Source organism: Streptomyces sp. NBC_01474 (assembly GCF_035918215.1).
Taxonomy (GTDB): Bacteria; Actinomycetota; Actinomycetes; order Streptomycetales; family Streptomycetaceae; genus Streptomyces; species Streptomyces aureus.
Window position 1 is genome coordinate 2,333,796 of sequence record NZ_CP109449.1, and the last position, 21,789, is coordinate 2,355,584.

16 protein-coding genes and 1 pseudogene are annotated in these 21,789 nt (G+C 67.5%); 6 read left to right on the plus strand and 11 right to left on the minus strand.

All coding sequences use genetic code 11. The features are described 5' to 3' along the window. Nucleotides 1-398: 398 nt before the first annotated feature. Nucleotides 399-935, plus strand: coding sequence for a DinB family protein (locus tag OG758_RS11045; protein WP_406428262.1), 537 nt, complete (start codon nucleotides 399-401; stop codon nucleotides 933-935). A gap of 186 nt (nucleotides 936-1,121) precedes the next feature. On the opposite strand, the pseudogene OG758_RS11050 reads toward OG758_RS11045, so the two are convergent. Then, nucleotides 1,122-1,745: pseudogene (locus OG758_RS11050) on the minus strand (transposase); the annotation flags it as partial. Between the two features lie 503 nt (nucleotides 1,746-2,248). Between OG758_RS11050 and OG758_RS11055 the strand changes: the two are divergent. Beyond that, nucleotides 2,249-3,316, plus strand: a complete 1,068-nt coding sequence (locus tag OG758_RS11055; RefSeq protein ID WP_326709827.1) for a helix-turn-helix transcriptional regulator — start codon at nucleotides 2,249-2,251, stop codon at nucleotides 3,314-3,316. A gap of 593 nt (nucleotides 3,317-3,909) precedes the next feature. Here the strand turns inward: OG758_RS11055 and OG758_RS11060 are convergent. The 5 genes from OG758_RS11060 to OG758_RS11080 form a co-directional block, all read right to left on the minus strand. After that, the gene (locus tag OG758_RS11060; protein ID WP_326709828.1) at nucleotides 3,910-5,664 is read right to left on the minus strand and encodes a kelch repeat-containing protein; all 1,755 of its coding nucleotides are present in this window, start codon (nucleotides 5,662-5,664) and stop codon (nucleotides 3,910-3,912) included. A gap of 11 nt (nucleotides 5,665-5,675) precedes the next feature. After that, on the minus strand, nucleotides 5,676-9,665 hold the full coding sequence (locus tag OG758_RS11065; RefSeq protein ID WP_326709829.1) for a Kelch repeat-containing protein: 3,990 nt from the start codon (nucleotides 9,663-9,665) through the stop codon (nucleotides 5,676-5,678). Nucleotides 9,666-10,544: 879 nt separating this feature from the next. Then, nucleotides 10,545-10,787, minus strand: coding sequence for a hypothetical protein (locus OG758_RS11070; RefSeq protein ID WP_326709830.1), 243 nt, complete (start codon nucleotides 10,785-10,787; stop codon nucleotides 10,545-10,547). A 99-nt stretch (nucleotides 10,788-10,886) separates the two neighbouring features. Beyond that, nucleotides 10,887-11,384, minus strand: a complete 498-nt coding sequence (locus OG758_RS11075; RefSeq protein WP_326709831.1) for a tyrosine-type recombinase/integrase — start codon at nucleotides 11,382-11,384, stop codon at nucleotides 10,887-10,889. A gap of 184 nt (nucleotides 11,385-11,568) precedes the next feature. Next, on the minus strand, nucleotides 11,569-12,378 hold the full coding sequence (locus OG758_RS11080) for a reverse transcriptase domain-containing protein (RefSeq protein WP_326709832.1): 810 nt from the start codon (nucleotides 12,376-12,378) through the stop codon (nucleotides 11,569-11,571). 2 nt (nucleotides 12,379-12,380) lie between these two features. Here OG758_RS11080 and OG758_RS11085 point away from each other — a divergent pair, with 2 nt between their 5' ends. Beyond that, nucleotides 12,381-13,643, plus strand: coding sequence for an IS4 family transposase (locus OG758_RS11085; RefSeq protein ID WP_326709833.1), 1,263 nt, complete (start codon nucleotides 12,381-12,383; stop codon nucleotides 13,641-13,643). Here OG758_RS11085 and OG758_RS11090 read toward each other — a convergent pair. Continuing rightward, nucleotides 13,594-14,418 carry a reverse transcriptase domain-containing protein gene (locus tag OG758_RS11090; RefSeq protein ID WP_326709834.1) on the minus strand — a complete coding sequence of 275 codons (825 nt, stop codon included), beginning with the start codon at nucleotides 14,416-14,418 and terminating at the stop codon, nucleotides 13,594-13,596. The genes OG758_RS11085 and OG758_RS11090 overlap by 50 nt on opposite strands. 974 nt (nucleotides 14,419-15,392) lie before the next feature. Between OG758_RS11090 and OG758_RS11095 the strand changes: the two genes are divergently transcribed. Both OG758_RS11095 and OG758_RS11100 read left to right on the plus strand, forming a co-directional pair. Then, the gene (locus OG758_RS11095) at nucleotides 15,393-15,836 is read left to right on the plus strand and encodes an SsgA family sporulation/cell division regulator (protein WP_326709835.1); all 444 of its coding nucleotides are present in this window, start codon (nucleotides 15,393-15,395) and stop codon (nucleotides 15,834-15,836) included. A 182-nt stretch (nucleotides 15,837-16,018) separates the two neighbouring features. After that, nucleotides 16,019-16,378 carry a hypothetical protein gene (locus OG758_RS11100; protein ID WP_326709836.1) on the plus strand — a complete coding sequence of 120 codons (360 nt, stop codon included), beginning with the start codon at nucleotides 16,019-16,021 and terminating at the stop codon, nucleotides 16,376-16,378. Between the two features lie 91 nt (nucleotides 16,379-16,469). On the opposite strand, the gene OG758_RS11105 is transcribed toward OG758_RS11100, so the two are convergent. The 4 genes from OG758_RS11105 to OG758_RS11120 form a co-directional block, all read right to left on the minus strand. Beyond that, the gene (locus OG758_RS11105) at nucleotides 16,470-16,934 is read right to left on the minus strand and encodes a MaoC family dehydratase (protein WP_326709837.1); all 465 of its coding nucleotides are present in this window, start codon (nucleotides 16,932-16,934) and stop codon (nucleotides 16,470-16,472) included. 14 nt (nucleotides 16,935-16,948) lie between these two features. Further along, nucleotides 16,949-18,433 (minus strand): acyl-CoA synthetase, encoded by a 1,485-nt coding sequence (locus OG758_RS11110; RefSeq protein WP_326709838.1) that lies wholly within the window; start codon nucleotides 18,431-18,433, stop codon nucleotides 16,949-16,951. A 343-nt stretch (nucleotides 18,434-18,776) separates the two neighbouring features. Continuing rightward, on the minus strand, nucleotides 18,777-19,649 hold the full coding sequence (locus OG758_RS11115) for an amidohydrolase family protein (protein ID WP_326715870.1): 873 nt from the start codon (nucleotides 19,647-19,649) through the stop codon (nucleotides 18,777-18,779). A 19-nt stretch (nucleotides 19,650-19,668) separates the two neighbouring features. Beyond that, nucleotides 19,669-20,583 (minus strand): SDR family NAD(P)-dependent oxidoreductase, encoded by a 915-nt coding sequence (locus OG758_RS11120; protein ID WP_406428258.1) that lies wholly within the window; start codon nucleotides 20,581-20,583, stop codon nucleotides 19,669-19,671. A 141-nt stretch (nucleotides 20,584-20,724) separates the two neighbouring features. On the opposite strand from OG758_RS11120, the gene OG758_RS11125 reads away from it, so the two are divergent. After that, nucleotides 20,725-21,180: a MarR family winged helix-turn-helix transcriptional regulator gene (locus tag OG758_RS11125; RefSeq protein ID WP_326709839.1), complete on the plus strand. Its 456-nt coding sequence runs from the start codon at nucleotides 20,725-20,727 to the stop codon at nucleotides 21,178-21,180. Nucleotides 21,181-21,789 lie beyond the last annotated feature (609 nt).

The window sequence follows — 21,789 nt, forward strand, 5'->3', positions numbered from 1 at the left end:
GACATAGCGCAAACTCGCCCCGCCCGGACATATTTACGGTGCCCGGATCCTCCACAATTCCCGATGTGCTGGGACTGACAGACGCCCCCTCTGTGCTGGAGCTCGGCGTTCTGGGTGCCGCGCGCGATGTTCCAACTGCGTCCGAAGCCTGCCTAGTGCTGTGACCGCACAGGTTCGCCGGGTTGCGTTCAGGCCGCCGGTGACTCGCGGCGATACCTGGCCACTCGCAGCCGTGGATGGCCACTCCCGAGGCGGCATCGAGCGATGAGTTCCGATACGAAGAGAGGTCTTCTTGGGCGGACGTGCTCGCGAGGTGCCAGTAGAGGCGCCACCCAGTCCTCGGATCGTGGGCACGTACGGACTCGACCAAGCTTGATGACCGGTAAGGAGACTCCAGCGTGAGCGACATGGTGGTCCAGAAGATCGTCCGGCCTGAGCGCGCAGTATCGGGTCTGTGGCTGGAGGTGATCGCCTCGAATCTCGACTACCACCGAGCGACCTTCTTGTGGAAGTGCGAGGGCCTCTCGGATGCACAACTGCGGCTACATCCTGTGCGGTCGTCGGCGTTGACCCTGCTGGGGCTCATGCGCCATCTGCAGGGGGTTGAGCGTGCCTGGTTCCAGCGGACGTTGGCCGGCACGACGCCTCGCTTCTTCCCCTATCGGACCTCCGTCACCGCTGACGGTGGCGACTGGTACGACGAGTCGGACGCTACGCCGGCCACGGACGTCTACGAGGACTACCTGAAGGCGTGCGAGGAGTCGCGGCAGGTATTCGCGAAGGTGACCGTCGACCTCGCGCGCATCGTGCCGAACCCGGAATTCGGTGACACCGATGTGCGGTTCGTCCTTGAGCACGTGATCGAGGAGTACGCCCGCCACGTCGGCCATGCGGATCTCCTCCGCGAGGCCATCGACGGCGTCACGGGCGAGTAGCCGACCGCTGCGCCCCACGAAGCACGCCTCAGCCCAGCATGCGACGAATCGCTGCCGTACTGACCAGCTACGGCTGAGCAAAATGACCAACCACCCGTGAGTACAGGCTGGTCACCAGGGGTCCTGCGACCGCCCCTGGCCACATATCGCTGGCGGTCACAGCGCCGTGGCGAGGGGCCGACCGCCTCAGCGGATGCCTTTCTCGCAGCGGATGCGGGCGCGTTCCTTGCGTTCGGCGGCCAGGACGTCGCGGTGGCGGGCGTTGGCGTTGCGCCACCGCAGGTAGGCGTGCAATGCCCGGGTCTGCACGGTGTGGTTGGGGTAGTTCGAGTTGGCGATGGTGAACTGCCTCAGCGGTCCGAAGTGGGCTTCGATGGGGTTGGCCCACGAGGCGTAGGTCGGTGTGAAGCACAACTCGACCTTGTTCTTCGTCGCCCAGCGCCGGATGTCGGTGCCCATGTGGGCGGACAGGTTGTCCAGGATCACGTAGATCGGGGCGCCGTCGGGCCGGGTGGCGCGGATCGATTTCAGCGTGGCCAGCGTGTTCCCGGCGCCCTTCTTGCGCCGGTTGACGCCCCACAGGGTGTCGTCGCCAACCGAGTAGCAGCCGTGGAAGTACCGCACGCCGTGGGTGCGGTGGTAGGTCGCCGGCACCCGGTCGGGCCGGATCCCCAGTGAGCCGAACTCGTCGAACGCGAAGACGCGGTCCGGGAAGCGGTCGAGGACGTGCTCGATGCAGTCGAGCCTGGTGTCGCGCTCGGGGTCGGGGGATTCTTTCCAGGTCTTTGGTGCGGTCCGTTCGGACGTGACCGTCCACCCGCACGACGCACAGCCCACCGCCCCGGCGTGGTCCGGGAACGGGCGGAGGGGCGGCGAGGTCGGCCCAGCTGGTGCCCGCTGCACTGGCTGCTTCGATCAGTTCCGGTTCCCCCCGGCGAGCTGGTCGCGCAGCAGCAGGGCGGCCAGCGCGCGCCCAGCCGGCTATCCGGCTCAGCTCCGGCGATGTGGGCGGTGAGGTGTCCCAGATCTCGTACTGCACGTTTGCCTCGGGCTACTTGCATGGTGAGGATTTCCGCGACCCAGCCGGCAAGCCTCTCGGCACTGGTCATGCCAGCGAAACCGCCAGTCGACCGCCGATTCGGTACAGGCCTCAGGCGCTGCCGGCCTTCAGCACCGACGTACCGCGCGTGTCCCGGCCCTTGGCCCCGGACGGTCAGCACTCACGTTGGCAGGAGGCGTGCGTCACCGGCAATGGACACAGCGTGGCGATATTACGACATAGCGCAAAGTCGCCAGACGCGGACCGTTGCACCATGGCGGGGATCCGTCATGATCTCGGTGTGCTGGGACTCACGGATGACGAATTGAATGCCTACCGCGAGCTGCTGCGCCGCCCCTCCTGTACTTCTGCGGAGTTGGCGGCATCGCTGGGTGTCGCACCTGGGCAAGCGGCACGGCTGCTCGCCCGCCTGGAACACCTCGGCCTTGCCGCGCACAGCGGCGAGTCCCGGGAGCAGCTGACGGCTTCCCCGCCCGAACTGGCTCTGGGGGCCCTGCTGATGGAGCACCAGAGCGCGCTCAAGCGGGCAGAGATCGAGCTCGACTCTCTCGGAGAGCTCTACCGCACAGGTGTCACCCATCGCGCCTCGCCCGAGGTGATCGAAGTCGTGCGGGGCTCAGCGGCCATCCGGCAGCGCTTCACCCAGCTGCAGCTCGGCGCACGCAGCGAGGTGCGCTGCCTGGTTCAGGGCCCGTTGCTGACGGTCGGCATCGCCGACAACGACGTCGAAGTAGTCGTCGCTGCCCGTGGCGTGTCCTACCGGATAGTGTGGGAGCGGCGGATGCTGGACGAAGGTCCGGAGATGCTGGATGCGGTGGATCGCGCCATCGCCGCCGGCGAGCAGTTCCGTATCGTCGACGCTGTCCCGCTGAAGCTACTGATAGCCGACCGCGAACTGGCTCTCGTCCCTATCGCCGGCAGCACGAACGGATCAGACGCCGAGGGCGCTCTCCTGGTGCGGCCCAGCGCACTGCTGGACGCACTGCTCGCCCTGTTCGACCTGGTCTGGGAGCAGGCCTCACCCGTCACCGTCAGCGCCGAAGGGCTGGCCCAGGAGTCGGCCCGCGGCAAGGTCGACCATATGGATGGCCGGATCCTGGGCCTGCTCGCCGCCGGCCTCAACGACCAGGCGGTCGCAAGCCGACTCGGCCTGTCGTTGCGCACAGTACAGCGGCGCGTGCACGGCCTGATGGAGCTCACAGGTGCCAAAACCCGTCTCCAGCTCGGGATCCAGATAGCGCAGATCGCAGGCAGCTCAAAGCTACCCGAGTCCGATGCTCGTCACCGGGATGAGGTGAATGCGTCGGCTTCATCCGGGTGACGACTCACGCCCGGCACATGCCGAGCCGGGCGGCTGAGACGGTCGGCGATTACTGGCTGGCCACCCAGTAATCACGGGCCGGTAGGCAGCTGCGGTGCCGGCTCCGACGATGCCAGGACGTACCGGGGACGGGAATTGCGGACGTGGGTCATTGGAGGCCAAGGAGGGTGCGGAGTTCGCGGCCGGATGCGCCGAGGCTGGGCATCGAGCTGTTCGACAACGCGGCGGACGGTGCGCACCCGGCGACGCGATAGCGGTTGACCTTCGCATCCTCATCACCCGTCGCACCGACCTGGTAAGTGCCCGCACCCGGCAGATCAGCCGGCTCCGTGCCCAACTGCTGAATTTTTTCCCGTCATTGGAGTGCGCACCGGATCCGACCAACAAGGGTCCAGCAATTCTCCTGACGGGCTACCAGCCCCGGCCGCCATCCTGCGCGCCGGCGCGAGACGCATCGGGACCTGGCTGGGCAACCGCAAGACGAAGCTCCGCGGCCCGGGCGAAGGCTGCCTCGGGCGCGGCGCCGCTGCGCGCCGGAAAGGCGAGGGCCGCGCCCACCTGGCTGGTGGGCGCGGCCCTGAAGCACCTGACTGCTACTTACAGCCGGGATACGCCGCGAGCGTGAAGTTCTGCGTGCTCGTCGCGCCGGCGGTCAGGCTCACGGAGCGCATCTGCGCCCGCCAGCCGTCGGAGGAGGCCAGCATCGTCAGCGGGTTCTTCGCCGTGTCGATCCAGCGCCGGTACTCACCGGAGGCGTTGGTGTGCAGCACCGTACCGTCGGTGTCCCAGTCCACCTCCACGGTCGCATCGCCCAGCGGCGCCACCGTGCCGGCGCAGTTCTTGCCGGAGACGGTGCCGGTGAGCAGGCCCCAGCTGGGTGGCGGGGTCGCGTCGAGGCTGACCGGTACGGGTGGCGTGGTGCCCGGCAGCGAACTGGTGATGTCGAGCGCGGCGGTCTGGTTGCGCGGCTGGTCGAGCTTGGAGGTGTCCACGCTGACCGTGACGGTGGCCGAGCCATGTGCCGGTACGGTGACCCGCTTGGGGCTGACGGACAGCCATGGCACGTAGTCCGAGCAGGTGCCGTACCCGGCCAGCAACGAGGTGTCGGCCACCGGATTGACCTTCGAGACGGAGCCGCCCACGGCGTACATGCCACACGCGCTGCCGCTGCGGTACAGGGCCTTGGGCGCGGCAGGGATCGCCGACCAGGTGTCGGTGGCCACCTTGTAGGCGTAGCCCCTGTTGGTCACACCGGTCGTGGTGGTGCTCCCCGTGCTGCCGCCGGAGACCACCAGTTGGCCGGCGGACGCCGTGTACGCGGAGGCCCACAGCGATTCCGGCATGTCGGCCATGCGGGTCCAGCTGTCGGTGTCCGGGTCGTAGGCGTAGGTCGCCCCGCTGGACGCATGCGTGCCGCCGGGGTTGTCGACGTAGCCGCCCGCACAGTAGAGCCTGCCGGCGACGGCGCCGCAGGAGGTCCAGGCGGTGCGCTCCGGGTACGGCGCAGCGTTCGACCACTTCTTGGCCACCGGGTCGAAGACCCGCACGTCGGTGCTGCCGCAAGTGTAACGACAGCCGCCCACCTGGTAGAGCTTGCCGTTCAGCACGGCGGTGCCGGCGGCGGCGTACGGGACCTCGTTGGTGGCCACATTGGTCCAGCTCGCGGCCCCCGGCTGGTAGGCCAGGGTGGAGCCCTCGGTGGAGCCGTCGTTCACCCATCCGCCGGTGACGTAGAACGTGCCGTCGATGAAGGCACCGGCCGGCTTGTCCCGGAGGCCCGGATGCCCCAGGGAGTCGCCGGGCAGGTCCGGCAGCGCTGACCAGCTGTCGGATGCCTGGTCGTACACATAGCCGCCCGCGGTCAACGGGGGGAAGAACCCGCCGCCGACCACACCGCCGACCGAGTACACCTTGCCCTTGTAGACACCGACCGCGCTGTCCATGCTCACGGTCGGCAGTGCGGCCTGCGAATTCCAGCCGTCGGCCGTCGCAGTGGCGGGCGCGGGCGCGGGCGCGGCGCTGGTCAGCTTCTTGCCGCCCAGCATGTGCCCGGTGGTCTTGGTGGGGATGGTGACGGCCGGTGTCGCGGTTCTGGCCGAAGCCGGAGCCGGCGCCGCGGCCGGGGCGACGGCGCTCGAGGCGCCGTCCAGCGACACGGTCGCGTCCGTGTCGGTCGGGTTGGACAGCGACAGCGCCACCTGCCGGGGCTGGCCCAGCTGGAGGGTGACCGCGACCGACCCGGGGTCGACCGTGATCGCGTCCCCGTCGGCCGACGCGGGCGTCGCCGTCAGGCCGATCGTCGCCGCGAGGATGCCGAGCGCGGCCAGGCCGCGCACCGCTTTTCTCATCGTTGCCTCTTTCATGAGCAGCTCGCCGAGGGCTTCAGGCCGAAGTCGGCGGTGACGGTGTGCCCGGCGGAGATGTCGACCGTGCGGTGGGCCGGCCGCCACCCGTCCTTGCTGGCGATCGCGTTCAGCGTTCCGACGCCGGAGTCAATCCACAGCGAGTAGTGGCCGTCGGCGTCGGTGCGCCGGGCGTAGCCGGTGGTGTCGCTGTCGATCTCCAGGTAGGCGCCGAACAGCGGTGCATGGGTGCTGTCGCAAGCCACCCCGTCGACAGTGCCGGACAGTTTGCCCCAGCTGGGCGGGGGCGTGGCGGTCAGCGTGGCGGGGATGTCGTCGACGGCGTACGGGCTGTCGGTGCCGACCTCGATCGCGCCCTGGTAGGTGCCGGGCTGCTCGGTGCCGCCGGGGTCCAGGGTCACGGTGATCTCGGTCATCTGCCCCGGCTTGAGCGTCAGCCGCGGGGTGTCGGTCGCCAGCCACGGGACGTTGCCGGAGCTGTCCGCGTCGTACCCGGCGAGCAGCTCGCCGTCGCGCCGCGGGGTGAAGCTGCCGTTCAGGCCTCCGATCACGTAGTAGCCGGCTGCGGCCGAGGCCTTGTACACGCCGTTCTTGAGGGACGGCAGCTGCTGCCACGAGTCGGTCGCCGGGTCGTACGCCCAACTGGTGTTGGTGACCGTGCCGAAGGTCAGGTCGCCGGTCACGCCGCCGGTGACGATCAGCTTGCCGTTGGCCGAGGCGTACGCGGCGCCCCAGGTGGCCGTCGGCAGACTCGCGATCTTCGACCACGCGTCGTGCACCGGGTCGTAGACGTAGGCGTTGTCGTACAGGGCGTTGTCGGACTCGCCACCCGCGCAGTACAGCTTGTCGCCGATGGCGCCGCAGGACTCCAGCGAGACCGGCACCGGGTACGGCGCGGCCTTGGTCCACCGGTCGGTCTTCGGGTCGTAGACCTGGACGTCGGTCGACTGCTCCGAGTGGGAGTCCGGCATGCCACCGACCAGGTAGAGCTTGTTGTGCAGCACGGCGGTGCCGGCGGCGGTGCGCTGGATCGGCATGGGCGCCGCGCCGGTCCACGTGCCGGCGGCCGGGTCGAACACCTCGGTGCTGGTGAGCCCGCGGGCCGAGTTGTCCCAGCCGCCGGTGACGTAGAGCTTGCCGTCGATGAACCCGCCGGTGGCCTGCTGCCGCGGCTGGTTCCCCTTGGGCAGCGGCGACCAGACCATCGTCTTGGGGTCGTACACGTACCCCGCGCTGGTGGCGACGGTCACGCCGTCCATGCCGTCGACCGAGTACAGCTTGCCTTCGTGCACGCCGACCACGGAGCCGAGGATCCCGGTCGGGTACTGGGCGGTGGGCGCCCAGCCGTTGCCGTCGACGACCGGGGCGCTCGGCGTGGCCGAGCCCGCCAGGTCCTTGGCGGTCAAGGGGCCGGCGGCGACCTTGGTCGCAGATCGGGCCTGCTTCGGCGCCGCAGTGGCGGCCGGCGCGTCGGCCAGGGTCGCCCCGTTGCTGCGCTCGCTCAGCCGCAGGGACAGCGGAGCGGTACCGGTGTTGCGGACCTCGACCGTCCGGCCGACCGCCTTGCCGATCATCGAGCCGGTGGCGGAGACCCCGGAGGTGTGCAGGTTCAGCCGGCCGGCCGCCAGCCGGAACGTGGTCTCGGCGACCGCGTCTTTGCGGACCTGCACGTGCTCGGTGTCGGCGGAGTACCCGCCGGTGTGGCTCGCGGTGAGGTCGCTACTGCCGTCCTTGGGCACGAACAGGGTGAAGAACCCGTCGCCCACGGCCGGGTCGTCGGTCACCTTCGAACGCGCGGGCGCGTCGGGCGCGTCCGGCGAGACGACGGTGCTGCCGGCGATCGGCTGCTGGGTGTTGGCGTCCAGCGTCTGGCCGACGACCAGCCCGCCCGGCACCGGGTCGCAGCTGCCCGCCGCACCGATCAGCATATTGTCGAGTTGCCACCACATGTCACGGTTACCGGCGGTCCAGTAGTGGAAGCGGACCTTCACATCGGCCTGGTGCGCGGCCTGCGGGATGTCGATCGACAGCGGCGCCGGGCCGACGGTCGGGTTGGTGTGGCTCCAGACCGAGTTCCAGGTGCTTCCTCCGTCCAGCGACAGGTCGATACTCGCGGTCGAGTCCGAGAATTCGGAGGGCGAGAAGTACTCGGTCGCCAGGTTGATCACCGGCTTGTCCACCGTGGACAAGTCCACGGCCGGAGTGACGAGCTCGGTGTCCAGACGCTTGTGGACCCCGGCGAACTCGCTGTTCACGGAGGCGAACCCGCCAGAAGCACCGGCGGTCTTCATCCGGTTGCCCTTCGTCCCCGGGTCGTCGAACTCCCAGCCGCCGTCGTCGGTGTGGTTGACGACCGTCCAGCCGGCCGGCTTCTTCTCGGAGCCGAACTCCTCATAGAGGCCGTTCACGTGGTAGCCGGGGGCCACGCAGCGCGTGCTGTCCGCGGGGACCTTCAGGTCCGCCGTGGCGCCCTTGTCCGACACCGAGACCGTGCGGTCCAGCTTGCGGTAGCCGTCGGAGACACCGGTGGCGTGCACGGTGTAGTCATGCCCACTGGGCAGGGGCAGCGAGTACCGCCCGGTGACCGGGTCGGTGTACCACGGACCGGTCGGCACTCCGTCGACGGTCAACTTGGCGTACAGCGGCCAGCCGTGCCCGGAGCCGTCGGTGACGCGACCGCTGACCTTGGCCATCGGGACCGGGGTCACTGCCACGTCGCGGGTGACGGTACCGCCGTCGGTGACGGTGACACCGGTGACCTTCTCGATGCCGTAGCCGTAGGCGTCGACGGTCAGGTCGTAGGTTCCGACGTTCAGCGGGAAGGTGTACGCCCCGGTGGCGTCGGTCTTCGTGGTGTGGCCGCCGACCTTCACCGCGGCGCCCTCGATCGGCTTGTGGGTCGAGGCGTCGGTGACGGTACCGGCGATGGTGCCGTGCGCGCCCGGCTGCCGCAGCGCGCTGACGCCGTTCGGCGTGCCGAGCCCGGTGGGCCCGTCGTACCCGGCGACCGCGGTGCACAGGTAGGCCGGGGTGCAGCTGCCGTTGGCCCCAGAGGTGACGTCGTTGAGGGCGTCGTTGTCCAGGTTGAGGTACGGGAAGGTGTTCGGGTACTCGCCGGGGGTCGCGGGGCCGGCCTGGGCGTAGCCGGCCGCGATGATCGGCGCCGACGCGCTGGTCCCGCCGAAGACGGTCCATCCGCCGTCGCCGCCGAAGGTGTTGTACACCGCGACACCGGTGGCCGGGTCGGCCACCGCCGACACGTCGCCGGTGGTGCGCTTGTCGCAGCCGGTGTCGTGCTGGAAGGCCGGCTTGGCCTCGAAGCCCGAGCATCCGCTGCCCGCACGGGACCAGGCGCTCTCGGTCCAGCCGCGGGTGCTGCTGTCCCGCCTGAGGGCGGTGCCGCCCACCGCGGTCACGTGCGGGGAACTTGCCGGGTAGGACACCCCGTAGCCGTCGTCGCCGGTGCTCGCGGTGATGGCCACCCCGGGGTGGTCGTAGTACTTGTCGTAGTCGGTCTCGCCGTTGGTGTCCGGCGCGCCGTAGGAGTTGGACACGTACTCGGCGCCCTGAGCCACCGCGGTGTCCACCGCCGCGCCCAGGTCGTCGTACGAGGCGGTGTCGGCCTCGACCAGCAGGATGCGGCAGTTGGGGCAGGCCGCGGAGACCATGTCGACGTCGAGCGCGATCTCGCCGGCCCAACTGGCGTTCGCGATCGGGTAGTCGGTCCCGCCGCGCTGGTCCACCTTGCGGAAGCAGCCGTTCCCGCTGGTGCAGGCCGGCAGCCCGTACTGGGTGCGGTAGGCGGCGAGGTCCGCCTCGACGTTGGGGTTGTCGAAGGCGTCGACGATCGCCACGGTCTGGCCGACGCCGCCGTCGGCCGGGAACCGGTACGCGGACTGGATGTCGGCCGGCCCGTAGCCGGCCGGTGCCGCCGCCGCTGCGGCCGACTTGGACATCGGCTTCAAGTCGGTACGCTTCAGCGCCATGCACCGCATGGTCTCGGGGGATGTCGGCGCGTCACACAACGCCCTGCTCGCGGGCGATGAGCCGACTGTGGAGTCGGCGGGGGCGCCGGTCGGGGCATCCTGCCCTGGCAGCGCGACGGCTGCCGGGGCTCCGGATATGCCGCCGACCGTCAGTACGGCTGCCGCCAGACAGGCCTGTACGGCTCTGCTCAGCCACCGGCCTACCGGATGAGGGGTGTCCATGGGAGTCCTTGGGAGTCAACGGGGGTGTGCCTGATGAGGCTCGTCGACGTTGACAGGACGCTTACGCCACCGGCAATGCCGAGTAGCTGGCGTTTTTACGACGTGCCGTAAAGTCGCCAGGCCCCGCTGCGCGCGGCATGGCGTGGGTCCGCCATGATTCTCGGCGTGCTGGGATCGACCGATGACGAACTGAGCGCCTACTGAGAGATGCTGCTTCACCCCTCCGGCGCAGACGCTGTCCGACGAGGCCCGCGGGGGCGGGCCCGCCGCCGGGTGACGATCACGCGGGACAACTCGGATATCCCGCACATCGTGAACGAGACCGATGCCGAAGCGGTGTTCGGGATGATGTACGCAGGCAGAGGACGACTTCAACCGGATCGAACGGAACTACCTCGTCGCTCTGGGCCGACTTGCCGTGGTCGAAGGCGAATGCGCGATCTGGCAGGACCTGCGGCAGCGGCTCAAACTCGACCCGGAGGCGCTGAAGAAGGACTACGCGAAGTGCCCGCAATGGCTTCAACGACGGCGCCATCCTCTGGCAGTTCAACGACGCCGGCCGATCATCCCAGTGCCCTTCGTCTCATCGCGCTCAGGCCCCCTCGCCTCGTTCGGAGCTAAGGGTTACCCGGGAACGAAGCGCTATTACGACAACAGCTACTTGGCGGTGATGGAGTTCGGGCCGCGACGGGGCGGTGATGGCGGGCGGTACCCACGTAGCGCGCCCCCGATGCCCGACTCCTTGATCAGGGAGAGTTGTTCGGGCCGGTGCAGGGAGCGTGCCACGGTCCGCTCGGCCGGTGAGAGCTGGCTGAAGGCCTTGACGTTGCCCGCGCCACGGGTGAACAGGGGCCGGTAGAGACGCTCCTGGATGCTGTCGAGGCCTGTCGCCTGGGGCATGTGGCACGTCTCCCCCTGAGGCTTGGGGAATGGCCCCGGTGGCGGCGTTCGGCCATGGCGCAAAGCCGTCCGGCCACACATCCCTGTTCGAGCAATTACTCAAGGCCGCAGCCACGCCCCCCGGATCTGCTCGAACCGGTGCGGCAAGGGCCCCCACCCCGGCCGGCCCGCGTTCTCGATATTCATCCGCTGCGCCCATCGACGCCACGCCAACAGCACGCCCTGCGCCGACAACGGCAACCCCACCTGCTTCGTGACCATGCCCGCAACCCCACGCCACATCGTGTGATGACACGTCACAAACAAAGCGTCATGCTCCCCACCAGCCAACTCCTTGACCAGCCTCCGCCGACGCTTCGCCCACTCGTCCACAACCCTCTTCAGGTCGTCATCGATCGGCACCGTCACAAGCTGACGGAACTTCGTCCGACGCACAGTCAACTCCCGCTTATGAGGCCTCACATCACCGACCGACATCCGCGTCAGCTCAGCCCGCCGCGCACCCGTCGCCCGCACAACCCCGACCATCAACGCCAACCGAACGACATCATCCGGGGCATCCTCGGCCACCGCCTGCACCCACAACGCCTGCCACACCCGCTCCGCCTGCTCCCAGAAGCCAGCTCGAACCGGCTCCCCATCGAACCGAGCGCCGGGAGTGGACCTTCCCGGACCCATCACGGACCCCTCCTGCCGAGTAGCCGAGGGGGATCTCGCCCCTCGGCTCTCACAGAACCGTGCGTAACAGTCGCCCGTTACACGGCTCTTGCCGTTCTGATCATCAAGCCGATACGGCACCCGTGGTCAGGCGCCAGTGCGCGAACATGCGGGGGTATCGCCGGGCGATCTCCTGCATCTTCGCGAGGGCCTTCCGCTTGGCCGCGAGCCGTTTGTACTTCTGGCGGATCCAGCGCACCAGGTAGGCGTTGATGCGCATCACGAAGGGGATCAGCTCCCACGGCCTGAAGCGGCTGTAGTAGTTGAGCCAGCCCGCCACCACAGGGTTGATCCTGCGGGCGAGCTCATGGAAGGAGAGTTCCGAGCGGGTGTGCAGGTGCCAGGACCGCAGCTCCCGCCCCATCTTCGTCAGAGCGTCCCTGCTGATCGCCGGCTCGAAGGACAGGAACAGGTTCCCGTGTCGAGCCCGGTTCTTCCTGGCGCGGAACGTGTACCCGAGGAAGGTGAACGCCGTGTGCTCGTAGGAGCCGCGGCGGCTGCCGTCCTTGCAGTAGACGATCCGGGTCTTGTCCGGGTGTAGCTGCAACCCGACTTCAACCATCCTGTCCGTGAGCGCGGCCAGGACCTGGCGGGCCTGGCGCTCGGTGACGCAGTGCAGCACCGCATCGTCCGCATAGCGTTCGAACCAGATCGACGGGAACTCCCGTGACATCCAGACGTCGAACGCGTAATGCAGGAACAGGTTCGCCAGGACGGGAGACACCGGGGCCCCTTGCGGGGCAATGCCACTTAGATAAGTGGTTAGCGTTCCGCCGTCCACATATGCACAGAGGCACGCCCGGGCTGCCTGTGGATAGTCAACTATGCGATACCGGCGCTTCGTTGTTCCCGGTGGACCGGTTATCTTCCTCACCTATGGGTGGGGTGCGGGATGGTTCGGCGGCGGTTTCGGGTGTCCGGTTGACCGATCGGGTGGGTGTCGGGGTTCTGACGCGTCTGGTCGATCGTGATCTGGTCGATGAGGTTCTCGCGGAGACGAGGCGGACGGAGAAGAGGTCCCGTCTGCTTCCGGCGCGTGTTGTTGTCTATTACGTGTTGGCCCTGTGCCTCTTCTTCGGGGAGTCGTACGAGGAAGTCATGCGTCTTCTCGTCAACGGTCTTCGTTTTCTGGGGACCTGGCGGAAAGACTGGACGGTTCCTACCACGGGTGCCATTTCGCAGGCGCGCCGGCGTCTGGGGCCGGAGCCGTTGCGAGTGCTGTTCGAGCGGGTGGCAGTGCCTTGTGCTCAGCGGGGGACACAGGGGGCGTGGCTGGGGCGGTGGCGGCTGATGGCCATCGACGGGTTCGTGCTGGACATTCCTGATACCCCGGCGAACGATGCGGAGTTCGGCCGGTCCGGGGGAAAGGCGAATCCGGCGCCTTTCCCCCAGGTGAAGATCGTGGGGCTGGGTGAATGCGGGACCCATGCAGTGGTGGCTGCGCGGCTGGGTCCCTGGCGAGTGGATGAGGGAGTTCTCGCTGGACAGCTTGTCTCCGAATTCGAACCGGGCATGCTGGTCACCGCCGACCGGGGATTCTACGCGTACCGTCTGTGGGAAGCCGCTGCCGCTACCGGTGCGGACCTCTTGTGGCGCATGCCCGACGGTCCTCATCTGCCGGTCGTCCGGCCGCTGGAGGACGGATCGTACGAGTCTTTTCTCCTCGACCCCAAGGTCCGCAACCGGCGTGCGAATCAGCGCCACCGTGGATCGGCCGCCATCGAGAAGCCGTCCGGGATCCCGGTCAGAGTCGTCGAGTACGAAGTCACGAACCGTGGAGGCAAAGGCGAGATCTTCTGCCTGATCACCACCATCATGGACCCGGATGAGGCCAGCTCCGCCGAACTTGCCGCCGCCTACGCCGAACGCTGGGAGTTCGAATCCAGCCTGGACGAGATCAAGACGCATCAACGAGGCCGCGGCGGCGTACTGCGCTCGAAATCACCGGACATGGTCGAGCAGGAGATCTGGGCACTGCTTCTCACTCACTACGCGGTCAGGCACCTGATGTGCGAGGCAGCCGACCACGCCGACATCGACCCGGACCGACTGTCCTTCATGCGCTCACTGCGCGTCATCCGCCGTCAGGTCACCGACCAGGCGGGATTTTCCCCCCTGCCGCCTCACGAACGCCCTTGACAAGGCATATGCAGAAATAATCGAAAGACTCAACCCTTGCCGACGGAACCGCAGTAGTCCACGAGCCGTCAAGCGTATCCACGTCCATGCCTACAGGAAGAAACTCCGCACCGAAACCACGACCCGTCACCCGGACCCACCCCACATCAAAATCCTTGCCGTTTCTTAAATAAGCGGCATTGCCTTGCGGGGTCCCGCGTTCCCGTTCCAGCAGGGAGCCGTCGGGCATGACGAGCGGGGCGGCAAGCCACCGCCGCACGTACAACTTCACCCAGACGGCGTCGGTGTGCGCCTCCACCGCGTTGACCAGCAGGTCCCAGGGCACGCTGTCGAAGAACTTGGCGATGTCGAACTCCACCACCCAGTCCCGCTTCCAACAACGCTCCCGGCATTTTCCTACCGCGTCCAAAGCGGACCGCCCAGGCCGGTATCCAAAACTGTCCGGATGGAAAACAGGCTCCACCCTTCGCATCAGATGCCGGGCCACCACGGTCTGAGCCACACGGTCAGCGACAGCGGGAATGCCGAGCATTCTCTCACCCCCGCCATGTGGCTTGGGAATCGCCACCGCGCGCACCGGAGGCGGAAAGTACGAGCCCGACGACATCCGGTTCCAGACCTTGTAAAGATTGTTCCTCAGGTCTTTCTCGAAGTCGGCGATACTCTGTCCGTCCACACCGGGTGCACCCTTGTTACCCCTGACTTCCTCCCATGCCTCCTTGACTTCCCACTTCGAAATCTCAAACGGCTTGGTCGATGACTTCAACTGGCCCATCGGACTCCTCCCGGACATTGTCCGGTTGATGCGATCAACTCAGTCACGAACGGCCCGGCTCCTTCGCTCCACGCCTGTTACAGGGGCTTCATCACTACTACGAGCCGGTCCGCCAGCAGGACCCGCGTCGGTACTCGACCCCTTGCAGTGTCTGCTGCTTGGGGCACTCCCTCTCGCCCGCCGCTACGCGGCGGGCGGTATCGGGTCCTGCCTTCTCCTGTTCCATGCGGAAGCCGCAGACCGGACTCACGTCGCCTACATGCCGGACACCACCTGGCCAATAAGCGGGCACCCGCCAGGCTCATCCCGAAGTTCTGGTCACACCCCGGTTTCGATGTCGTCTGTTTTCCTTGCGACACGTCAGCAGCGATTCACTTGCGTTCGTCTTCCCGGTCCCCACCTGACGCCTCTTACGACGCCTTTTCCTCATCGCTCACCACGACGGTCTTCAGCCAACGCAGCATGAGGCGGTTTGAAGCCTCCCCCCGCAGGGCGGCTCCGAAGGGCCAAAACCTTCATCTTCCGCACAGCACCACGTCCAGAAGTTGCCCTACAACCAACTCCCTTTCATGTTCAGGACACAAGACCAGGGAAAATGAGTTGCTTGGCACACTATTTTTTTCGTGGCTGGCGACGAGCCGCATCATTCACCGAAGCGTAGTGGCCCCCTCCCCGGAGCCCGATTCTGCCCGTGATCTCACAATGCCCGTTTGCCGGAATGCCAGAGTCCGTGCGACAGATCGAACGCGCTGTGAAGGTTCGCTCGTGATTGAATCTGATCCTGGCATATGCAAGACATCAGGCATCGCGAAGACTTAGCGTTCGGAACCACATGCGGCACAACGACGGCCGCGTGAAGACGCGTTCCAGCGGGGGGACGGCACGGCTCAGCGCCTCGCTGCGGCCGAGCCCCGCGCGCTCAGCAGTGCCACAGCAGCCCATCCCGCCACACGACGGGAAAAGGGGTGGTCAGGGTGAGTCCCGACGACAACGACGGCATACAACGGCAACTCGAAGCCATGACCAAGGGCTTCCTCACACTGCAAGACGGTCAACGTCGCTTGTGCGACATCCAGTTGCGGTACCGGGCACGCGACCCGCTTGCCGTAGCGGTGGCCGTATCCGGGCCCAGCACCTACAGCGGATTATGGATCCTCTCCCGCGACCTTCTGTCCGCCGGGTTGAGCGGCACGGCCGGCATCGGCGACGTGACCGTGAGACCCGAGGCCGAGCCGGGCCAGCCAATGCGCATCGTCATCCGCGTGCCCGGCCAACGGGGCGAAGTCGAGATCCGGATCGACCATCAGGCACTGCTCACGTATCTGGAGTACACCCACGCCATGCGGCCGTTCGGATCGGAGATGGACGACCGCCCGCTGGACGAGGAGATCAAACATCTCCTCGAAGACGACGAATGACCGACTGCATCCATCTGCGGTCCCCCTCGTCGTCACCGAGATCGGCCTTGGCCTCGGCAGCGTTCTTGGCGTTACCTGTCCAGAAGTAGCGGCTCTACTCGTCTGAGGGCACGCCGTCGATGTCGTAGGCCGCATCGTCCATCTCGACGCTGCCCTTGCCGAATACCTCATCCATCCAGGTGGTGGCTGCCTTCAGCATTCCGGAACAGCAGCGCCACGTCCGCCACCGGGTACGCAGCTATCTGAGGTGGCTCGGGTTCGCGCCGCTGTTCGACGGGCTGTGGGTTTCGGCGCACGCCGATCCTGCGGCTCTCGAGCCGATCTTCCGGGCCGCGGGAGAGCCGCCGGGGCGTCCAGCCAGTGCTCGCCCAGCAACGTGGTCAGCAGCCGTTGCGGAGACGCCCCGGTCTGCTGGCGTGGGAGGACGGACCCCTCCTGTGCGCGGCGCAGCACAAGCGCCTCGATCGACGGGTTCTTCTCCGGCATCGCTCCAGCTTAGTACCCCGCCCCTCGCGGCCTGGCGACGGTCGAGACAGGGCTGATGGCGGGCCGGCAGACCGGCGGGAGGAGCCCCGGGCTGGTCGTCGTCTCCCGCCCGCGGCCCCGGGGCACGCTCCTCCCACCGGCAGGGTGCTACGCGTAGTGACGGAAGATGGCCTGCGCGACGCAGGCCGGCTTGTCTGCACCGTCGATCTCGATGGTGAAGGCCAGGCGCATTTCCACGCCGTTGCCCTTGACGTCCTCGACCGAGTCGACCACGCCGTGCAGACACACCTTGGCGCCCACCTTCACGGGGTGCGGAAAACGCACCTTGTCGAGGCCGTAGTTGATGCTCATCGAGGTGCCCTGGATGGTCAGCAGCTGGTTGAAAAGGGGAATGATCAGGGACAGGGTCAGGTAGCCGTGGGCGATGGTGCCGCCGAAGGGGCCGTCGGCGGCACGAACGGGATCGGTGTGGATCCACTGGTGGTCACCGGTGGCGTCGGCGAAGGTGTTCACCCTTTCCTGGGTGATCTCAAGCCACTCGGTACGGCCGAGGTCGCTGCCCGCCAGGGCCTTGATCTCGTCGAGTCCGGTGGCGGTGCGCAGGGCAGTCATGACAGGGAGCTCCTTCAGTTGGATGTGCCGAATTGTTCGCGGATACGGCGCTTGAGCAGTTTTCCGGCGCCGCTGCGGGGCAGTGCATCGGCGAAGACGACGGACTTGGGGATCTTGTAGCGGGCCAAGCGCCCGTCGAGAGAGGCGATGATGTCGTCGGCCGTCGCCTCGGAGGCCGGGTCAAGGACGACGACCACGCGGGGCACTTCGCCCCACGTCTTGTCCGGGACACCGATGACGGCGCAGTCAACGACGGCCGGGTGGTCGTAGAGAACCTTTTCGACCTCAGCGGGATAGATGTTCTCCCCACCTGAAATGATCAAATCCTTCACGCGGTCGACGATGGTGACGTACCCGTCCTCGTCGGTGCAGACGACGTCACCGGAGCGGAACCAGCCGTTGTGGAAGGCAGCAGCGGTCTCGTCGGGCAGGTTCCAGTACCCGCTCATCACGTTGGGTCCCTCGACCAGCAGTTCGCCGCGTGCGGCATCGTTGCCGTCGGCGTCGACGACACGGATGTCGCTGAAGAAGTGCGGCAGACCTGCCGTGCCGGTCTTGTTCAGAGCGTGCTCGGCGTCGAGCAAGCAGACGCCTGGCGAGGACTCAGTCATGCCGTAGCCCTGGATGAAACCGAGACCGCGTTGCTGGTAGAGGCGGACCAGGCCTTCGGGAACCGGCGCGCCGCCACACAGCAGCATGCGCAACGACGACAGGTCGGCCTCGGCGAACCGGGGCTCCGCCGCGATCTGCTGGAACATGGCAGGCACCCCGAACAACACGGAGACGCGGTGCCTTTCGACGAGGTCGAGGGTGCGGCTCGCTGAGAATTGTTCCTCGATGACCAGGGTGCCGCCCTTCAGGACGGTGGGCAGACTGGTCATGTTCAGTGCCGCTGTGTGGAACAGCGGAGCGGACAGCAGGGTCACGTCCCCGGTGGCGAAGTCGCCGTCGACCAAGGTGTTGAAGCTGTTCCAGGTGAGGTTGCCGTGGGTCAGCACGGCTCCCTTGGCGCGGCCGGTGGTGCCCGATGTGTAGAGGATCATCGCGTTGTCCTCAAGGCCGACCACGACATCGAGCGGCGCGTCCGAGGAGCGGGCGAGGGCCTCCTCCAGGTCTTCGTCCACGCTGACGGTCTGCCGGACACCGCTGGAAGCCGCGAACGCCTCGTAGGAAGGCGAGTGCACCAGGACACTCGCCCCGGAGTCTGCCAGACAGTGCCGCAACTCCGGCTGCGCCAGCCGGGTGTTGAGGGGCAGGAAGACGGCACCGAGTTGGCCGCTGGCGAAGAGCGTTTCGAGGAAGGTGGGGTGGTTGGGTCCCAGAAACGCGACGCGATCGCCGGGGCGCACACCAAGACTGCGCAGGTAGTGGGCCAAGCGCGTGGTGCGGTCGTGGAGTTGCGCATAGGTGCGCTGGGTGGCGCCGTGGACGAGAGCCAGGCGGTCCGGGGACTTACGGGCGCGTCGCGCGGTCCAGGATCCGATGCCGTGGTTGCGCATGCGGGTGCCGTGCCTTTCGGATGTGGTCGGACGAGCCGGTCGGGAAAGGAGTGGTGAAGACGGACGGCTCGGGGAGGTGTCGGATGAACCTTTGGCTCGGCCGGTGGTGCCGCGGTTCCCGGCGGGGCTTCACGGGGCAGCCCGTCGCCTGCTATGCCGTGCAGGGCACGGCCGGCCACGGCACGACCCGATGCTGCCGACGAGTGTCTGCCGTCGCCTCAACACGTGCGGCGACACCCACGGAGCCACGCCCTGCCGGCGAGACCTGGCCGGACAGCGGCCCGTACCGCGACAGGGTTCCGGCACGGTGCCGGAGACAACACGAACCGGCCTGAGACGGCGGTCAGTCCTGAACCAGACCGAGCAGTCGCGCCGCATTGTCCTTGAGGATGCGCGGCCGTACCTCAGGCTTGATATCGAGCTTGTCGAAGTCGCTCAACCACCGGTCCGGAGTGATCACCGGGAAGTCCGACCCGAAGAGCACCTTGTCCTTCAGCAGGGTGTTGGCGTACCGGACGAGCTGCGGCGGGAAGTACTTCGGGGACCAGCCGGACAAGTCGATGAAGACGTTCGGTTTGTGCGTCGCCACGGCCAGGGCCTCGTCCTGCCACGGAAAGGACGGATGGGCCAGGATGATACGCAGCCCCGGGAAGTCGGCCGCCACGTCGTCGATGAGCATGGGATTGGAGTACTTCAGGCGGATACCGCCGCCTCCCGGCACACCGGCACCGATTCCGGTCTGACCGGTATGGAAGAGGGCGGGCACGCCCAGTGCCTCGATGGCCTCGTACAGGGGGTAGGCCAGCCGGTCGTCCGGCGAGAAACCCTGCAGACTCGGGTGGAACTTGAACCCCCGTACGCCGTGCTCGTGAACGAGACGCCGGGCCTGGCGCACCCCCGCACTGCCCCGCCACGGGTCGATCGAGGCGAAGGGGATGAGAACGTCCGCATGGTCGGCGCAGCTCTCGGCGACTTCTTCGTTCGGGATCGGCGGGTGCCCCAGCGCGTGCTCGGCGTCGACCGTGAAGACGACGGCAGCCATCCGGCGCTGCCGGTAGTACTCCGCCATCTCGTCGATGGTGGGCTGGCGGTGTCCGTGTGCCGCGAAGTACTTCTCGGAGGCGGCCATGAGTTCAGGACTGAGCGAGGGATGCCCCGTCCGCGACACCTCCGCATGTGTGTGCACGTCGATCGCGGTGAGCTGCTCCGGGTCGATTGCGGTGGACGAAGGCATGTCAGGCTCCCGTCGGCGGCTGGGGGGCGGGGATGCCGCAGCTCTCCGGTTCCGCCCCGATGCCGCCGGCCCAGTCATGGGCGATCTCCTCGGCGGACCAGCCGCCGTCACGCAGCATCACCGCCTTCTCGTTGGGATGAGACCACAGTGCGAGGCGGTCTCCGCCGACGCCGATGGCCTGGCCGGTCACACCGCTGGAGGCGTCGGAGGCGAGGAAGGTGACGAGCCCGGTGACGTCGTCGACCGTGCCGAGTCCTTCGTCCTTGCGCATCCAGTCCGGCAGGGGCGCACCGGTACGTTCAGCCTCTTCGATGGCGGGCGCGAAGACCGGAATGGTCTTGGTCATCTCGGTGGCGGCGACCGGGACGACGGCGTTTACGGTGATCTGGGCCCGGGCCAGTTCCATGGCCCACGTGCGCGCCATGGCCACGATGCCCGCCTTGGCCGCCGCATAGTTGGTCTGTCCAAAGTTCCCGCGCTGCCCCGCAGGCGAGCCGATCAGAATGATGCGTCCGCCCTCACCCTGCTCACGCATCCGCACAGCTGCTGCTCGGGCACAGGTGAAGGTGCCGCGCATATGAACACGCACGACGTCGTCGAAGTCGTCGTCGGTCATCTTCCACAACACCCGGTCGCGCAAGATGCCGGCATTGGTGACGAGGACGTCCAGCCGCCCGAAGTGCTCCACTGCCGTGGAGACCAGCTGTTCGGCCGCGGCGGTGTCACCGACGGCAGCCGTCACACCGACAGCCTTGCCGCCGGCCGCTTCTACGGCCTTGACCGCAGCCTCGACCGCCTCCTCTTCTACGTCGTTGACGACAACGGAGGCTCCTGACGCGGCGAGCGCCCGGGCATATGCGAGACCCAGCCCGCGTCCGCTGCCGGTGACGACGGCGACCTTCCCGATCAAGTCCATGACTACCAACCCTTCATTGACAGGATTCCTGGCAAGCGCCAGTTTTTCGATCAACAGGAATCCTGTCAATGGGCTAGGGTGACTCTTCTACACGGGGCATGCCACGCGCATCCCTCAAAGCAGCAACACCGGGAGGACGCCGTGCCGAAAGCAGTCACACCGACGGCCCGCCAAGGGGAGAAGGACCTTCCTTCTCTCCTCTACCTGGTCAAACGCACCGAACTTGTCGTCCGGGCCCGGCTGGACGAAGCGCTCAAGCCCTCGGGCGTGACCGCGCTGCAGTACACGGCGCTGACCGTGCTCCATCGGCACGACGGACTGACGGCCGCCCAGCTCGCGCGCAGCTCATTCGTCACCGCCCAGTCCATGGCGGACATGGTCCGCACCCTCGAAGCCTGCGGGTACGTCGTCCGCCGCGCCAATCCCACCAACCGGCGGGAACTCCTCATCGGCTTGACGGAGCTCGGCCGCCAGCTCCTTGCGGACCACGAAGAACCTGTACGCGAACTGGAGCGGCGAATGACGGACGGCCTCGCCCCGACGGAAACCGCCCAACTACGCAACGCGCTCACCCACGCCTGGCGTCAACTGTCCTGACCTCGCTCCTGCACGTGTGCGGGGTCCAGCAGCACCGCAGGACATCGAAGCCGCAGGCACCTTCGCAGAGAACGGCCACTGCCTCACCCGTTCTCCACGCGGCCCGCACCGGGCGATGGAGCGGAGCAAGGTCGGCGCGAACAGCGCTTCTTCGCTTTCCTGCCGAGCCGTTCACCCCTGACGGCAAAGCCTTCGGCCACAGTCAAACGACCTCGAGGCTGACCATTCCCTGCGTGTCGATGACGCGACCTGCCTGGGTGGCTGCTGGAAGTCATCGAGCTGCTGTCGGCCCGCTCTCCGCACCTGGACCGCGCCCTGAAGGAGATCGCCGGGAAGGGTGGCGCCGTCATGCTGCTCGACGGCACCCTCGTGCGCACCCGCAGAGACATCGGGAACGAAAGCCAGCCGAACTACCCGGGCAAGCACCACCGCCGTTCCTCGCCCTGACCGACAAGCGCTGCAACCTGGGGGGTTTCGGCGGCGAAGCCGGGACGCTCCAGCTAGATCACCACCGACCGCCACAAACAGGATCAGCGCCCAACCACGGAAGGCAGGAAGTTCTGGCGGGATGGCTACGCCGACGCGCTGACCTGACCGAACGCAGCCTTC

Coding starts and splice junctions, on each gene's coding strand:
- OG758_RS11055 (WP_326709827.1), top strand. CDS start 2,249: ATGGCGGGGATCCGTCATGATCTCGGTGTGCTGGGACTCACGGATGAC.
- OG758_RS11060 (WP_326709828.1), bottom strand. CDS start 5,664: ATGAGAAAAGCGGTGCGCGGCCTGGCCGCGCTCGGCATCCTCGCGGCG.
- OG758_RS11065 (WP_326709829.1), bottom strand. CDS start 9,665: ATGGCGCTGAAGCGTACCGACTTGAAGCCGATGTCCAAGTCGGCCGCA.
- OG758_RS11070 (WP_326709830.1), bottom strand. CDS start 10,787: ATGCCCCAGGCGACAGGCCTCGACAGCATCCAGGAGCGTCTCTACCGG.
- OG758_RS11085 (WP_326709833.1), top strand. CDS start 12,381: ATGGGTGGGGTGCGGGATGGTTCGGCGGCGGTTTCGGGTGTCCGGTTG.
- OG758_RS11090 (WP_326709834.1), bottom strand. CDS start 14,418: ATGGGCCAGTTGAAGTCATCGACCAAGCCGTTTGAGATTTCGAAGTGG.
- OG758_RS11105 (WP_326709837.1), bottom strand. CDS start 16,934: ATGACTGCCCTGCGCACCGCCACCGGACTCGACGAGATCAAGGCCCTG.
- OG758_RS11110 (WP_326709838.1), bottom strand. CDS start 18,433: ATGCGCAACCACGGCATCGGATCCTGGACCGCGCGACGCGCCCGTAAG.
- OG758_RS11120 (WP_406428258.1), bottom strand. CDS start 20,583: ATGGACTTGATCGGGAAGGTCGCCGTCGTCACCGGCAGCGGACGCGGG.